The following is a 13,577-nucleotide window of genomic DNA, read 5'->3' on the forward strand; positions in this document are numbered from 1 at the left end:
CCCTAGGCGCTGGTCATGGCCGTTAGGCTGGAGTCATGACGACCGCATGGGGTTTCGGCCTTGCCACGATCGCCGCCGACGGCACCACCCTCGACACCTGGTACCCGGCGCCCGCCCTCGGCGATGTTCCCGCTGGTGCCACCCCGCCGGAGGCGCTCACGGGGGCCACCGGCGCGGACGACGTGCGCGGCGTCCGGCTCGAGGTCGTGACCACGCAGATCGACCTCGCCGACCCGCCCAAGGACGTCCCGGACGCCTACCTGCGGCTCCACCTGCTGTCGGCCCGCCTGGTCCGCCCGCACGGGCTCAACATGGACGGGATCTTCGGCGCGCTGACGAACGTCGTCTGGACCAGCGCCGGCCCGTGCGCCGTCACCGGCTTCGAGGAGACCCGCCTGCGGCTGCGGGCCCGCGGCCACGTCACGGTATTCGGCGTCGACAAGTTCCCGCGGATGGTCGACTACCTGATCCCGTCCGGCGTCCGCGTCGCCGACGCCGACCGGGTCCGCCTCGGCGCGTACCTCGCCCCCGGCACCACCGTGATGCACGAGGGCTTCGTCAACTTCAACGCGGGCACGCTCGGCGCGTCCATGGTCGAGGGCCGTATCTCGGCGGGCGTCACGGTGGGCGACGGGTCCGACGTCGGCGGTGGCGCCTCGATCATGGGCACCCTGTCCGGCGGGGGCAAGGAGGTGGTGTCGCTCGGCGAGCGGTGCCTCCTGGGCGCCAACGCGGGCCTCGGCATCCCCCTCGGCGACGACTGCGTGGTCGAGGCCGGTCTGTATCTCACGGCGGGCACCAAGGTAACGGTGCTCGGCGCCGCGGCCGATCCGTACGGTGACGGAACCGCTCCCGTCAAGGCACGTGACCTCGCGGGCCGCAGCAACCTGCTGTTCCGGCGGAACTCCACCACGGGCGCCGTCGAGGTGCTGGACCGGACCGGCGTCGGGATCGAGCTGAACGACGTGCTGCACACGAACTGATGTGCGTAACCCGCTTGCACTACCCCTGACCAGGCGGATTACACTTTGCGGTCCTCCTGATTCCCCGGACTACAGGGAGCACGCATGGCACTCCTGGCCCAGGCCGGCTCGCCGGGCCCGCCTCCGGTCGACGGCTCCGCGCCGCGAAGTCCGATGAGGCGTGCGCTCAAGTACGTCGTGGCCATCGGGACCGTGTGCGCGGTCGGGACGGTCGGCGTCGTCGTGGGGCTGAACCGGCTGACGGGCTCCGGGCCCGTCACCGAGCGCTGCACCGCCGTGCTCAACGACTCGGACTGGTACCTGTCCCCCGACCAGGCGGACAACGCGGCGCTCGTGGCGGGCACCTCGCTCGCGCGCGGCCTGCCGGCGCGGGCAGCGACGATCGGGCTGGCCACGGCCCTGCAGGAGTCGAAGCTCATCAACATCGAGCACGGCGACCGCGACTCGGTCGGGCTGTTCCAGCAGCGCCCGTCGCAGGGCTGGGGCACCGCCGAGGAGATCCTCGACCCGGTGTACTCGACGAACGCCTTCTACGACGTGCTGGTGGAGGTCGAGGGGTACGAGGACATGGCGGTGACCGACGCCGCACAGACCGTGCAGCGCTCCGCCTACCCCGAGGCGTACGCGCAGCACGAGATGCGGTCGCGCGCCTGGGCCTCGGCCCTCACCGGCAACTCTCCCGGCGCCCTGTCCTGCGAGCTCGCTCCGGTGGCGGACGGCGATCAGCTCGCCCCCGACGCCGCCCGCGACGTCGTGGTGGGCCGCCTGGGCCGCGACCTCGGGCTCGCCCCCGCGACCGGCTCAGCGGACCCGAACCGGCAGGATCCGGCGTCGGCCACGGTGACCGTCGACGCCTCGCCGCTCACACCGGACGACCCCGCGCGCGGGGCCTGGGCCGTCGGCCAGTGGGCCGTCGCGACGGCCCACGCCACGCAGGCGATCGAGGTGCACCTGGGCGGGCAGGTGTGGCTCCGCGAGGAGGCCGCCTGGACCGAAGCCGAGACGCAGCTGAACCCGGGTGAGGTCCGCATCACGGTGGACACCGCCGAATAACCACCCCCGGTGCGCCGAGGTAGAACTGTGGCGAGATGGAACCAGAGCGAAGTAGAACTGTGGCGCACCCGAGGGTGCGCCACAGTTCTACTTCGCCACGGTTCTCTTCGGCGGGTCAGTTGTTGTCGGCGTCCGTGAGGCCGGCGAGGCCCGAAGGGGTGCCGCCCTCGTCCCGCTTGGGTACCGGACGCTCGTAGTCGTCCTCGATAACCAGCTCCGCGACGTCGTCGCCGAGCTGGTTCAGCAGCGCGTGCCGCGCCTCGCGACGGCGCCGCTGCTCCAGCGGCTCCGGCACGGGTGCTGCGGCGATGAGGCGCTGCGTGTACTCCTCGCGGGGGTGGTGCAGCACCTCCTCGCGCGGGCCCTGCTCCACGATCTTGCCGTTCTGCAGCACCACCACGCGGTGGGCCAGCAGGTCGATCACCGCGAGGTCGTGGCTCACGAAGAGGCAGGCGAACTTGTACCGCTCCTGCAGCGCCGTGAACATCTTGAGCACGTTGGCCTGCACGGACACGTCCAGGGCCGACGTCGGCTCGTCCGCGACCAGCAGCTCGGGGTCGAGCGTGAGCGCCCGGGCGATGCTCACGCGCTGCCGCTGGCCGCCCGAGAGCTCGTGCGGGTACCGGTTGTAGACGCTGCGGGGCAGCTCGACGGCGTCGAGCAGCTCCAGCACGCGGCGGCGCCGCGACCGCTCGTCGCCCTCCTTGTGCACCACCAGCGGCTCCGCGATCACGTCACCGATGGGCAGGCGCGGGTTGAGCGACGACGCCGGGTCCTGGAACACGACGCCGATGCGCTTGCGCAGGGCCTTGAGCTCCTTGCCGCGGAGCTTCGTGAAGTCGGTCCCGAGGATCGACACCGAGCCGGAGGCCGCGGGGATGAGCCCCAGCGCGCACTTGGCGATGGTGGACTTGCCGGAGCCCGACTCGCCCACGAGGCCCACGATCTCGCCCTGGGCCACGGACAGCGACACGTCGTCGACGGCCCGGAAGGTGGGCTTGCCCACCCGGTGGTACTCGATCACGAGGTTGCCCAGGTCGAGCGCGGGCAGGTCCTCGGGCGCCGCGTCGACCGGGGCGACGTCGCCGAACTGGCCCGGCCCGGACCCCAGGTGGGGCACGGCGGCCAGCAGGCGCTTCGTGTAGTCGTGGCGGGGGTGGTTGAGCACCTGGTCGGCGGTCCCCGTCTCGACGAGGTCACCCTTGAGCATGACCGCGACGCGGTCGGCCATGTCCGCCACGACGCCCATGTTGTGGGTGATCAGCAGGATGCCGGTGTTCAGCTTGTCCTTGAGCGAGCGCAGCAGGTCGAGGATGTCGGCCTGCACGGTCACGTCCAGGGCCGTGGTGGGCTCGTCGGCGATGATCACCTTGGGGTCGCACGCGATCGCCATGGCGATGACCACGCGCTGGCGCTGGCCGCCGGAGAGCTCGTGCGGGTACTGCTTGAGGCGGCGCTCCGGCTCGGGGATGCCGACCATGGTGAGCAGCTCCGCGGCCCGCGCCGTCGCCTGCTTGCCGAAGGCGATGCCGTGCAGCTGCAGGCCCTCGGTGAGCTGGTCGCCGATCGTGAGCACCGGGTTCAGGGCGGTCATGGGCTCCTGGAACACCATGGCCACGTCGTTGCCGCGCATGCTGCGCAGCCCCCTGCCGTCGAGGGCGCCCACCTCCTTGTTGCCCACGCGGATGGTGCCGCCGACGCGCGCGTTGCGGGGCAGCAGGCCGAGCGCCGTCATCGAGGTGACGGACTTGCCCGAGCCGGACTCGCCCACGAGCGCGACGACCTCCCCCGGGCGCACCTCCAGGTCGATGCCCTTGACGGCGTGCACGTCGCCGAATTCGGTCTTGAACGTGACGGAGAGGTCCTCGAACGAGAGGACGGCGTCGCCGGTCGCGGTGACGGGACCGGGAGCGCTGATGTCGAGAGTCGTCATTCTCAGTCCTTGGTCCGGTTCTGGCGGGGGTCGAACGCGTCGCGCAGGCCGTCGCCGATGAAGTTCACGCACAGGGCGATGGTCAGGATCATCAGGCCGGGCCACCAGAACAGCCACGGCCGGGTCGCGAAGGCCGCCTGGTACTCGGAGATGAGGGTGCCGAGCGACGTGTCGGGCGGCTGCACGCCGAACCCGAGGAAGCTCAGCGAGGTCTCCAGCAGGATGGCGCTGGAGATCGAGAGCGTCGCGGACACGATGATGACGCCCACGGCGTTGGGCAGCACGTGCCGGCTGATGATGCGCCACGGGCTCGTGCCGACGGCCTGGGCGGCGAGCACGAAGTCGCGCTCGCGCAGCGAGAGCACCTCGCCGCGCACCAGGCGGGCCAGGCCGGTCCAGGTGACCAGGCCGAGCACGAGGGCGAGGCCCAGGATGCCCCAGCCCGACGCCGTCTTGCCGAGCACCGCCGCGATGACCAGCAGCGGGATGACGATGAAGACGTCGGTCATCCGCATGAGGATCGACTCCAGCCACCCGCGGTAGAAGCCCGCCAGGGCCCCGATCAGCGTGCCGACGACGGTCGAGATGATGCCGACGGCGAACGCGATGATCAGCGAGAACTGCGTGCCACGCATGACCAGGGCGAAGTAGTCCTTGCCGCCCGTGTCCTGGCCGAACGGGTACGCCCAGGTGGGCGCGCCGTCGCCGATCTTGTCGTACTGGAGCGTGTAGTCCTTGGGCCACCAGCCGGGGATGCTGCCGACTCCGATGGACGTGAACGCCACGACGATGATGATGCCGAGCACGATCATCGAGGTCACCGCGGCGCGGTGCCGGAAGAACCGGCGCGCGACGAGCTGGCCCTGGCTGTAGGACTTGTCCTCGCCCGGCAGGGGGTCGGCAGAGCCACCTGCCGCGAGGCCGACGGCGTCGACGCCGGATGCCGAGATCTGCGGCTCGTAGTCCTCGCCGCCCGGATTGCTGTTCCTGATGTCACTCATGTCTGTGTCTCCTGCCGTGGCCCGCGCTCAGCGCCGGATCCGGGGGTCGAGGGCCGCGTACGCAATGTCTGCCACTAGGTTCATCACCACGGCGGCGACGCCCGTGACGAGGAAGAACGCCATGACCGGCGCGGGGTCGACGGCGTTCAGGCCGTCCTGGAACAGCGCGCCCATGCCCTTCCAGCCGAACACCTGCTCCGTGATGATCGCGCCGCCGATGATGCCCGCGAAGTCGAAGGCGATGATCGTCGTGATCGGGATCAGTGCGTTGCGGAACGCGTGCTTGACGATGACCTCGCGCTCGGACAGGCCCTTCGACCGGGCGGTGCGCACATAGTCCTGGTTCAGCGTCTCGAGCATCGAGGACCGCGTGTAGCGGGAGTAGCTCGCCACGGAGACCAGGGTGAGCAGGATGGTCGGCAGCAGGATCTGCGTGCCCAGGTCGAGCACCTGCTCCCAGAACCCGCCGGTGAAGTTCGGGGTCTGCGAGCCGATGGTCGAGATCGGGCGCGACTTGACGCTCAGGAAGCTTGCCCAGTGCGCGATGAGGATGTCGGCGACGACCATGAGGCTGGTGATGACGCCCGTGATGCCGGTGACGAGCATCGACTGCTTGCGCGCGTAGCCACCCCAGGCGGCCCCGATCGCCACCGAGACCACGACGGCGACCACGAAGAGCCCGGCGAGCAGCAGCCACGAGGGCTGGTTGACCAGGAACGGCGCGGTGAGCCAGTAGGCGGCCACGCCGACGACGGCGGTGGTGAACGCAGCGTAGAGCGCGCGCCGGTTACGGACGCCGGCGACCAGCGCGGTGACGAGCACACCCGCGGCGGCCGAGACCAGCAGCACCCCGCCGATGCCGAACATCGGGTTGCGCCACCAGTCGAGGGCGTTGAACACGAAGAGCACGACAGTGACGAATCCGAACACGGCGGCAGCAGTGATCAGCCGGCGCTTGGTGGTCCCGCCGAGCACTGCCTGGAGCACGAAGGCCGCCAGCACCGCGACGATGACTATGGTCCACGGCGCGTACTGGCCCACGGCGATCCAGTTGTTGTACTGGATGGCCGCGTACTCCTTGAGCAGGGTCGCCGCCCAGAACACCGGCAGCGAGAAGAAGAGGAACGCGCTGAAGGTGATGGTGTAGTCGAAGCCCGAGTACTGCCGGATCGCGGTGAGGATACCGAGCGCGATGCCGACGAAGATGGCGAGCAGCGTAGCCACGGTCACGAGCCGTAGCGTCGAGGACGCCGCCTGCTGCGTCAGCGTCGCAACGTCGATTCCGTTGACGGTGACACCGAGGTCACAGTTCCCGGTGAAGCACCCTCCGACGCCCTTGAGCCAGTCCCAGTACCGCTCGTACCAAGGGTCGTCGAGCCGCATCCGCGCGATGCGCTCTGCGATGAGCGTGGCGCGGTTCGGGTCGTTGGACTCACGCAGGTCCTTGAGCGGGTCGCCCGAGTTGATGGTCAGGACGTAGACGAGCAATGAGGCGCCGAGCAGGACGAGCGCCGAGGCGCCGATGCGCCGGAGAATGAACTTGAGCACGGGGTGGCCCTTCGAGGCGGACGCAGCACGGCGTCTGCTGGGGAAAGCGATCAGCGTGTCACTATAGGACACCGGATGAAAATTGCCACCATCGGCCCAGGTCAGGCCGGGAATTAATCCTGGACACCACTCTGGACGGCGGCAGACAGCCCTGCGGGGAAGGGAACAGGCGCTCCCTTCCCCGCAGGTCTTGCGTCAGGCTCGCGTCAGGAGGCGCGAGACCACTGCTCGGCGTTCCACACGACGCCGCTCTGGGCGGCGGTGTTGAACACGTTGCTCAGGCTCGAGCTGTTGGCGATGACGCCCGGGTGGGCGAAGAGCGGGATACCGAAGAGCGTGTCCCACAGCTGCTTCTCGATGATCACGGTCTGCTCGGCGTGCACTGCCTCGTCCGTGGTCGAGGCCAGCGTGTCCCACGCCTCGTCGACGGTCGCGTCGGAGTACTTGCCATAGTTCTGCGGGAAGTCCGTCGCGTAGATGTTCTGGCCCGATGCGATCTGGCCCGAACCAGCCCAGGCGAACAGCGCTACCTCGTAGTCACCGTTCGGCAGGTCCTTGTCGAAGAAGTCCTCCGCGGCGTTGTCGACGATGTCGAAGCCGACCTGGTCGCACGAGGACTTGATGGCCTCGACCTCGGCGGCACGACGCGGGTTCGGCGCGGCGTAGCCGATACGAACCTCCACGCCGTCCTCGAGGCCCGCGGCAGCGAACTTCTCCTTGGCGGCGTCGAGGTCGACCTCGTCGTACCGGCCGTCGTAGGACTGGGACACGACGTCCTCGTAGTTCTCCTGGAACGGGAAGACCTCGCGGGCGTTCATGACGACGGCCTCGGGGTCGATCGGCGCGATCAGGTCGTCGACGATCTTCTGGCGCGGCACGCAGAGCGCGAACGCCTCACGGGCCTCCAGGCTGTCGGAGAAGATGCCGTCGCCGAAGTTGAAGTCGAGGTGCTCCCAGGTCAGGTTCTGGTTGGTGTCCACCTTGACCGCGTCGCCGAGCTGCTCGAGCTGCTGCACCGTGTCGACGGTCGGACCGTTCGGCTGGATGACGTCGAGGTCACCGTTGGCGAGCGCCTGGATCTGCGCGTCGGCGGCGACGAAGCGGATCGTGAGCTCCTTCGTGGCGGCCGGCGTGCCCCAGTAGGCGTCGTTCGCCTCGAGGGTGATGTACTGACCGGCCTCCCAGCCGTCGGCCTTGAAGTCGTACGGGCCGCTGACCGGAGCGATCTTCGGGTCCGGGACCTCGCCCGGCTGCGACAGCCAGCCCTTGTTCCAGAAGTCGGCGGCCTTCTTCAGGACGTCCATGTCCAGGTCCTGGATCGCGGTGACGAGCTCCTCGGTGGAGACGCCCGCCTGCTCGGCGACGACGTGTGCCGGGAAGGCGCCACCGATCTGGATCTTCCAGTCGGCGTACACCCGCTCGTAGTCGTAGGTGAACGTCTTCGCGTCCGGCGAGTCCGCCTGCGGCCCCTCGGGGACGTAGTCGCCCAGCGTCAGGCCGGAGATGTGGTTGAAGAGCGGGTTGGTCTCAGTGCCGTCCTTGGTGACCTTGCCGTCCTTGGTGATCGCCTGGGCGGCCCAGTCGAGCAGGTAGTCGGCGTAGGTGATCGGCGTGCCGTCCGACCAGACCGCCTCGTCGTTGAGGGTGTACTCGACCTGCAGCGGGTCCTCGGAGATGGCCTTGTAGGTGCCGTACTCCTCGTCCGCGCAGATGGCGCCGTCGGTACCGAAGTACCAGAAGCCGCCGATGAGGCGCTCGGTCACGGCGCTGTTGTACGTGGAGTAGGTCTCCGGCGTGTTCGAGTTGTAACCGAGGAACTCGTCCTCGACAGACACCTTGACCTCACCGTCGGCGGTCTCGATGTCACCGAGATCGGCCTTGCACGGACCGGCGGCCGTTGCGGTGGTCTCCGTGGACTCACCTTCGGCCGGGTCGTTACTGCCCGCCGGGCTGGTGCACGCCGAGAACAGCAGCGCACCACTGGCAGCCACCGCGACGGCAGCGCTCAGTCGCCTGATCTTCAATGTTCCTCCTCAGGGGAATGCCGGCGTCGAACCACCGCCACCACGCCGCAGCGCGTGGGGTGAGACGTCCGTCACCGTCATGGTTTCCGCTCACGCTACTCACGTGATGGGAGGGTTTGCCCTACTTCGACGTTGGGCGGATCTGATCGTTACCGACCTGATATCGCTCGGTAGCGGCGCCGTCGCCGCGCATCAGAGGCGGAAACAGAGCGGTAACACCCGGGGTGAAGTTCACACCCAACCGTGCGAGCGCGCCACCGCGACAAAGGCACCTCGGGTCGCCAGGACCTGCTCGGCGGTGAGGGTCGGCACGGCCGCAAGGAGGACCTCTGTCACCTCGACGGCGAGCTCCCGCTCGGAGGGCCCGTCACCGTCTGGCCGCGACCCGACGTCGGACAGGGGCGGGAGGAAGGCGGGAGCGGGCGCGGCAGACCCCGAGCCGACGGCGGCCGAAGCCATCGCCGGGGCGAGAGCCGACGCCGGGGCCGGCGTCACCAGGGTGACCGTCGAGGCCTTCAGACCCCGGTCGCCGTCCTCCACCGCGAAGTCCACCACCGCGCCGACAGCGAGGTTGCGCTTGTCGAACTCGAGGTCGTTGACGTGGATGAACACGTCGTCGCCACCCGAGTCCGGCGCAACGAACCCGTAGCCGCGAACCTCATCGAACCTGATGACCTTGCCTTGAACCACGACACACACTCCGCCTCGTAAGAACCCCTGCGCCAACGAGTCTAGGACGCTTGTCCAACTCCGCGTCGTCGAACACGCGCGGCTCTTCCCGCGTCCCGTCACGGCCGCGTTCCGCCACGATCACGTAACGTGTAGGTCGTTTGCCCGGCACGACCTTCCCGAGGAGATCTCCCGCTGGCTTCCCCGCCGACGCCCCCGCCGACCCCGTCCACGACGGAGGTCTGGTACGTGAGCTACGGGTCCAACATGGCCCGGGCCCGCCTGACCTGCTATCTCGCGGGCGGGCGCCCGCCGGGCGCGCGGCGGCAGTACCCGGGCGCGCGGGACCGCACCCTCCCCCGCGAGGACCGGGCGGTCCACCTGCCCGGGCGCCTCTGGTTCGCGGGTGAGTCAACCGTGTGGGGCGGCGGCATCGCCTTCTACGACCATGACGCCACCGGCCCGACGCCGGCCCGCGCGTACCTCATCACCGCTGCCCAGCTCGCCGACCTCGCCGCACAGGAGATGCATCGTTCCCCGGCGCCCGGCGGCCCGCTGGAGGCCGCCCTCCTCGCGGGCATAGCCGGCCGGCACACGGCGGGGCCGGGCCGCTACGAGACGCTGGTCGCCGTCGGACGGCTGGACGGGCTGCCGATGCTCACCTTCACCGCGCCGCACGGGCACGCGGACGTGGCCCACTCGGCGCCGTCCGCCGCGTACGTGGCCATGATCGGGGCGGGCCTGCGCGAGGCGCACGGCTGGTCCGACGCCGAGGTCACGGCCTACCTGGCGACGGTGGCCCCTCGCGACGCCACCGCCTGACGGCGCTAGCGTGCCTCCATGACGATCCGCGCGCTGGAGACCTCCGAGGTGCTGCGGCGCGCGGACGAGATCGCCGGGATCTACCAGCGGGCCTTCGGCTACTCCGACGAGCGCCGCGACCACTTCCGGGACACCCGGCTCGCCTACCTGCCGCTGTACGACGGCGCGCTGACGTTCGGCGCGTTCGACGGCGAGACCCTCGTGGGGTTCGTGTACGGGTTCGACTACCAGAGCGACCACTGGTGGCCGCAGCAGGTCGGGCCGGCGCTCGTGAACGCCGGGCACGCGGACTGGACGGTCGACACGTTCGAGCTCAACGAGCTGGAGATCCTGCCAGGGCACCAGGGCCAGGGCCTCGGGACCGCGCTGATGCGGGAGCTGCTCGGCCGGACCCCGCACCGGCACACCCTGCTGTCCACCACCGCCGACCCCGCCGACCGGGCCAAGGTGCTCTATCGCCGCCTCGGGTTCGTGGACCTGGTGCCCGGGTTCCGCTACGCCGGGATCACCGAGCCGGCGAACATCATGGGCCGACGGCGGGCGGGCTGAGGTTCGGCCCGGGCGCCGTCGGCCCCTGCGCCGGATCCGGCGTCAGCGCTGCCAGACGTAGGGCGTCGTCGTGGACACCTTGACGAAGCCGTAGCGCTCCAGGATGGGGCGCGAGTACTCGGTCGAGTCGCTGTGGATCAGGGTCTTGTCAACCGCCAGGGCCGAGCGCGCGCGGGCCGCGGTAAGGGCCCGGTAGATGCCGCGGCCACGCCACTCGGGCCGGGTGCAGCCGCCCCAGATTCCCGCGAAGTCCGTGTCCGCCACCGGCTCCAGCCGGCCAGCGGTGACGATCTGGCCGTCGGACTCCGCGACCCAGAGCTCCATGCCGTCGTCGAGCCCCAGGCGACGCAGGAGCGCGTTCGCCGTCTCGTCGGACTCCGGGCTGCCGAACACCTCGTCCGCCATCGCGGACATGGCCCGTACGTCCGGCTCCTCGGTGACGCGGCGCAGCGTGACGCCGTCGGGCAGCGGGACGTCGACCGCGAGGGCGGCCGCCTCGCCGATCATTATCGACTCCGGCTCCTCCGGCTCGAACCCGTGCTTCAGCAGGGCCTCGTGCAGGCCCGGGGCGTGGTCGTGGCCGCGGGTCTTCCACTCGACCTTCGTGATGCCGCCGTCGGCCCGGAAGTGGGCGACGGCCTCGTCGACGAGCTCCTGCACGCGAGCCTCGTCGGCCCCGTCCAGGTCGCGGTACGAGACGAAGCCACGCCCGCCCAGGAAGGTCACCAGGCGCAGCGGCCCGAGGCGGGTCACGGAGATCGCGCTCGGGGTCTCGGCGTCGGTGCGGAGCTGCTCGTCGTAGGCCTGAAGCAGGCGAGAGGGGTCGGTCATGGGGCACACGTTCCAGGATCGGTATGAGGCAGGGCAAAGTTATTTGGTGAGGAGCCCAGCGAGGTCGGCAGCCTGCCTCGAGGTCGGTCCAGTGCTGAGCCGATCTCGAGGCAAGCTGCCGACCTCGCTGGGTATGGGGCGGCGGAGCCGTCAGTGCTTGGCGTTTGGTCTCAGTGCGGTTGCCGACGATGCCGGCACGCCGTTCTCCGGATCGGCCGGGGCGCCGTCCTCGGGAGTGGCCGACGTGGTGAGCTCGAACGGCTCGCCGTCGTGCTTCTCCACGCCGCTGTCGACGGTCTCGTGCAGCACCTGGACCGCCAGCTCCCGCTTGAGGACCAGCGGGTCGCGCGAGAGGTCCTTCCACAGCGCCACGCACAGCACGAGCATCACCACGACGAACGGCAGCGCCGAGACGATGGTGATGTTCTTGAGCCCGTTCAGGGCGCTGGCGGGATCGTCGCCGCCGGCCAGCAGCATGGCCGCCGCCACGGCACCCGTGCTCACGCCCCAGAAGATCACCGACTTCCTGCTGGGTTCCTCGGCGCCGTTCTCGGACAGCCCGCCCATGATGATGGAGGCGGAGTCCGCGCCGGTGACGAAGAAGATCGCCACGAGCACGACGGCCAGCCCCATCAGGACGAGCCCGACCCAGCCGGGCACGTTCAGGGCGCCGAGGGTCTGGAACAGGATGAGGTCGAAGTTGATGTCCGCCCCGCGCTCGCCGATGGCGGCAAGGGCCGCGCCGCTGTCCTGCGCCTGCTCGGCGCGCTCCTGCAGGCCGATGGCGCCGCCGCCGAAGATCGCGAACCACAGCGTGGACACGATGGAGGGCACCAGCAGCACGCCGACGACGAACTGGCGCACGGTACGGCCGCGCGAGATGCGGGCGATGAACGGGCCGACGAACGGCGTCCAGGACACCCACCAGGCCCAGTAGAAGATCGTCCAGGTACCCATCCAGTCGGACATGGACTGGTCACCGGAGGCCGCGGTACGCGATGCCATCTCGGGGAGGTCACCGACGAAGGCGCCCAGCGACGCGGGCAGCACGTTCAGGACGAACAGCGTGGGGCCGCCGACGAAGACGATGATCGCGAGCGCCAGGGCGAGCCACATGTTGGCGTTGGACAGCCACTGGATGCCGCGCTCGATGCCGGAGACGGCAGAGATGACGAACAGCGCGGTCAGGACAGCGATGATGACCACGAGCCCGACGGTGCCGACGGAGCCCAGGAAGCCGGAGTGCTGCAGGCCGCCACCGATCTGCAGGGCGCCGAGGCCCAGCGAGCAGGCGGAGCCGAACAGGGTCGCGAGGATCGCCAGGATGTTGATGACCCGGCCGCCGACACCGTTGACCGCCTTGCGGCCGAACAGCGAGGTGAACATCGAGCTGAACAGCTGTGCGCGGCCGAGGCGGTAGGTGCCGTAGGCCATGCCCAGGCCCACTATCGCGTACATGGCCCACGGGTACAGGGTCCAGTGGAACAGGGTGGTGCCCATGGCGGTGGCCGCGGCCTCAGGGGTGGAGCCCTCGACCGTTCCGGGCGGCGGGGCCATGTAGAAGTACAGGGGCTCGCCGACGCCGTAGAACATGAGGCCGATGCCCATGCCGGTCGCGAACATCATCGCGATCCAGGAGGAGGTCTTGTACTGCGGCTTCTCGCCGTCCTGGCCGAGGGTGATCTTGCCGAAGCGGCCCATCGCGACGACGAGCACGAAGACCGTGAACACGGTGGCGGCGATGACGAACAGCCAGCCGAAGTTCTGGAGGACGCCGCTGAGGGCCAGGTCCGATACCGAACCGAGGGTCTCGGGGCTCGCGAAGCCCCACACTATGAACGCGACTGCGATCAGGCCGGCGACGCCGAAGACGATCCGGTCGGTACCGGTGCGCTGGCCCTTGGTACCCAGCCCGGCTCGCTCGACCCGGTGCGCGGCGCGCTGAACCTGGCCCAACAGGGTTTTTGTAGATTCTGAAGTACTCATCACAACGGCCCCCCTCCTGCTCGGGTCCACCGAGCTGTCACACCGGGGCGCCAGGACTCCTTTACGTATGTTGCGGTGCGGACAAAACCCAGTCACGTTAACACCACCTCGATTTTCACCCGGTGACTGCCCGACGGCCGGCGCCGGACCTCTCGGTCCCACCCCCGGCCTCCGTCCG

The 13,577-nt window shown here is 69.8% G+C and carries 11 protein-coding genes; 4 read left to right on the top strand and 7 right to left on the bottom strand.

The window, feature by feature from the left end; all coding sequences use genetic code 11:
• Window positions 1-35 precede the first annotated feature (35 nt).
• Both dapD and C8K30_RS04675 read left to right on the top strand, forming a co-directional pair.
• Window positions 36-983, top strand: coding sequence for a 2,3,4,5-tetrahydropyridine-2,6-dicarboxylate N-succinyltransferase (gene dapD / locus C8K30_RS04670; RefSeq protein WP_108491655.1), 948 nt, complete (start codon window positions 36-38; stop codon window positions 981-983).
• Window positions 984-1,067: 84 nt separating this feature from the next.
• On the top strand, window positions 1,068-2,036 hold the full coding sequence (locus C8K30_RS04675) for a hypothetical protein (RefSeq protein WP_108491656.1): 969 nt from the start codon (window positions 1,068-1,070) through the stop codon (window positions 2,034-2,036).
• 115 nt (window positions 2,037-2,151) lie between these two features.
• On the opposite strand, the gene C8K30_RS04680 is transcribed toward C8K30_RS04675, so the two are convergent.
• The 5 genes from C8K30_RS04680 to C8K30_RS04700 form a co-directional block, all read right to left on the bottom strand.
• Window positions 2,152-3,969, bottom strand: a complete 1,818-nt coding sequence (locus C8K30_RS04680; protein WP_108491657.1) for an ABC transporter ATP-binding protein — start codon at window positions 3,967-3,969, stop codon at window positions 2,152-2,154.
• Between the two features lie 2 nt (window positions 3,970-3,971).
• Window positions 3,972-4,970: an ABC transporter permease gene (locus C8K30_RS04685; RefSeq protein ID WP_108491658.1), complete on the bottom strand. Its 999-nt coding sequence runs from the start codon at window positions 4,968-4,970 to the stop codon at window positions 3,972-3,974.
• Window positions 4,971-4,997: 27 nt separating this feature from the next.
• Window positions 4,998-6,518: an ABC transporter permease gene (locus C8K30_RS04690; protein WP_108491659.1), complete on the bottom strand. Its 1,521-nt coding sequence runs from the start codon at window positions 6,516-6,518 to the stop codon at window positions 4,998-5,000.
• Window positions 6,519-6,724: 206 nt separating this feature from the next.
• Window positions 6,725-8,542 (bottom strand): ABC transporter substrate-binding protein, encoded by a 1,818-nt coding sequence (locus tag C8K30_RS04695; protein WP_108491660.1) that lies wholly within the window; start codon window positions 8,540-8,542, stop codon window positions 6,725-6,727.
• A 231-nt stretch (window positions 8,543-8,773) separates the two neighbouring features.
• Window positions 8,774-9,232, bottom strand: a complete 459-nt coding sequence (locus C8K30_RS04700; RefSeq protein ID WP_108491661.1) for a cold-shock protein — start codon at window positions 9,230-9,232, stop codon at window positions 8,774-8,776.
• Window positions 9,233-9,460: 228 nt separating this feature from the next.
• Between C8K30_RS04700 and C8K30_RS04705 the strand changes: the two genes are divergently transcribed.
• Together C8K30_RS04705 and C8K30_RS04710 are read left to right on the top strand one after the other, a co-directional pair.
• Window positions 9,461-10,033, top strand: a complete 573-nt coding sequence (locus C8K30_RS04705) for a histone deacetylase (protein WP_233256968.1) — start codon at window positions 9,461-9,463, stop codon at window positions 10,031-10,033.
• Window positions 10,034-10,051: 18 nt separating this feature from the next.
• Window positions 10,052-10,582, top strand: coding sequence for a GNAT family N-acetyltransferase (locus C8K30_RS04710; RefSeq protein ID WP_108491663.1), 531 nt, complete (start codon window positions 10,052-10,054; stop codon window positions 10,580-10,582).
• A gap of 42 nt (window positions 10,583-10,624) precedes the next feature.
• Here C8K30_RS04710 and C8K30_RS04715 read toward each other — a convergent pair whose 3' ends face one another.
• Together C8K30_RS04715 and C8K30_RS04720 are read right to left on the bottom strand one after the other, a co-directional pair.
• Window positions 10,625-11,413: a GNAT family N-acetyltransferase gene (locus tag C8K30_RS04715; RefSeq protein WP_108491664.1), complete on the bottom strand. Its 789-nt coding sequence runs from the start codon at window positions 11,411-11,413 to the stop codon at window positions 10,625-10,627.
• A gap of 150 nt (window positions 11,414-11,563) precedes the next feature.
• Window positions 11,564-13,369, bottom strand: a complete 1,806-nt coding sequence (locus C8K30_RS04720; protein WP_369939282.1) for a BCCT family transporter — start codon at window positions 13,367-13,369, stop codon at window positions 11,564-11,566.
• Window positions 13,370-13,577: the final 208 nt, after the last annotated feature.

Origin of the sequence: Promicromonospora sp. AC04 (assembly GCF_003058225.1) — a bacterium.
GTDB lineage: Bacteria > Actinomycetota > Actinomycetes > Actinomycetales > Cellulomonadaceae > Promicromonospora.

What these genes read in the sequence shown, in the direction of transcription:
- dapD (WP_108491655.1), top strand. Translation starts at nt 36, where the DNA reads ATGACGACCGCATGGGGTTTCGGCCTTGCCACGATCGCCGCCGACGGC.
- C8K30_RS04675 (WP_108491656.1), top strand. Translation starts at nt 1,068, where the DNA reads ATGGCACTCCTGGCCCAGGCCGGCTCGCCGGGCCCGCCTCCGGTCGAC.
- C8K30_RS04680 (WP_108491657.1), bottom strand. Translation starts at nt 3,969, where the DNA reads ATGACGACTCTCGACATCAGCGCTCCCGGTCCCGTCACCGCGACCGGC.
- C8K30_RS04685 (WP_108491658.1), bottom strand. Translation starts at nt 4,970, where the DNA reads ATGAGTGACATCAGGAACAGCAATCCGGGCGGCGAGGACTACGAGCCG.
- C8K30_RS04710 (WP_108491663.1), top strand. Translation starts at nt 10,052, where the DNA reads ATGACGATCCGCGCGCTGGAGACCTCCGAGGTGCTGCGGCGCGCGGAC.
- C8K30_RS04715 (WP_108491664.1), bottom strand. Translation starts at nt 11,413, where the DNA reads ATGACCGACCCCTCTCGCCTGCTTCAGGCCTACGACGAGCAGCTCCGC.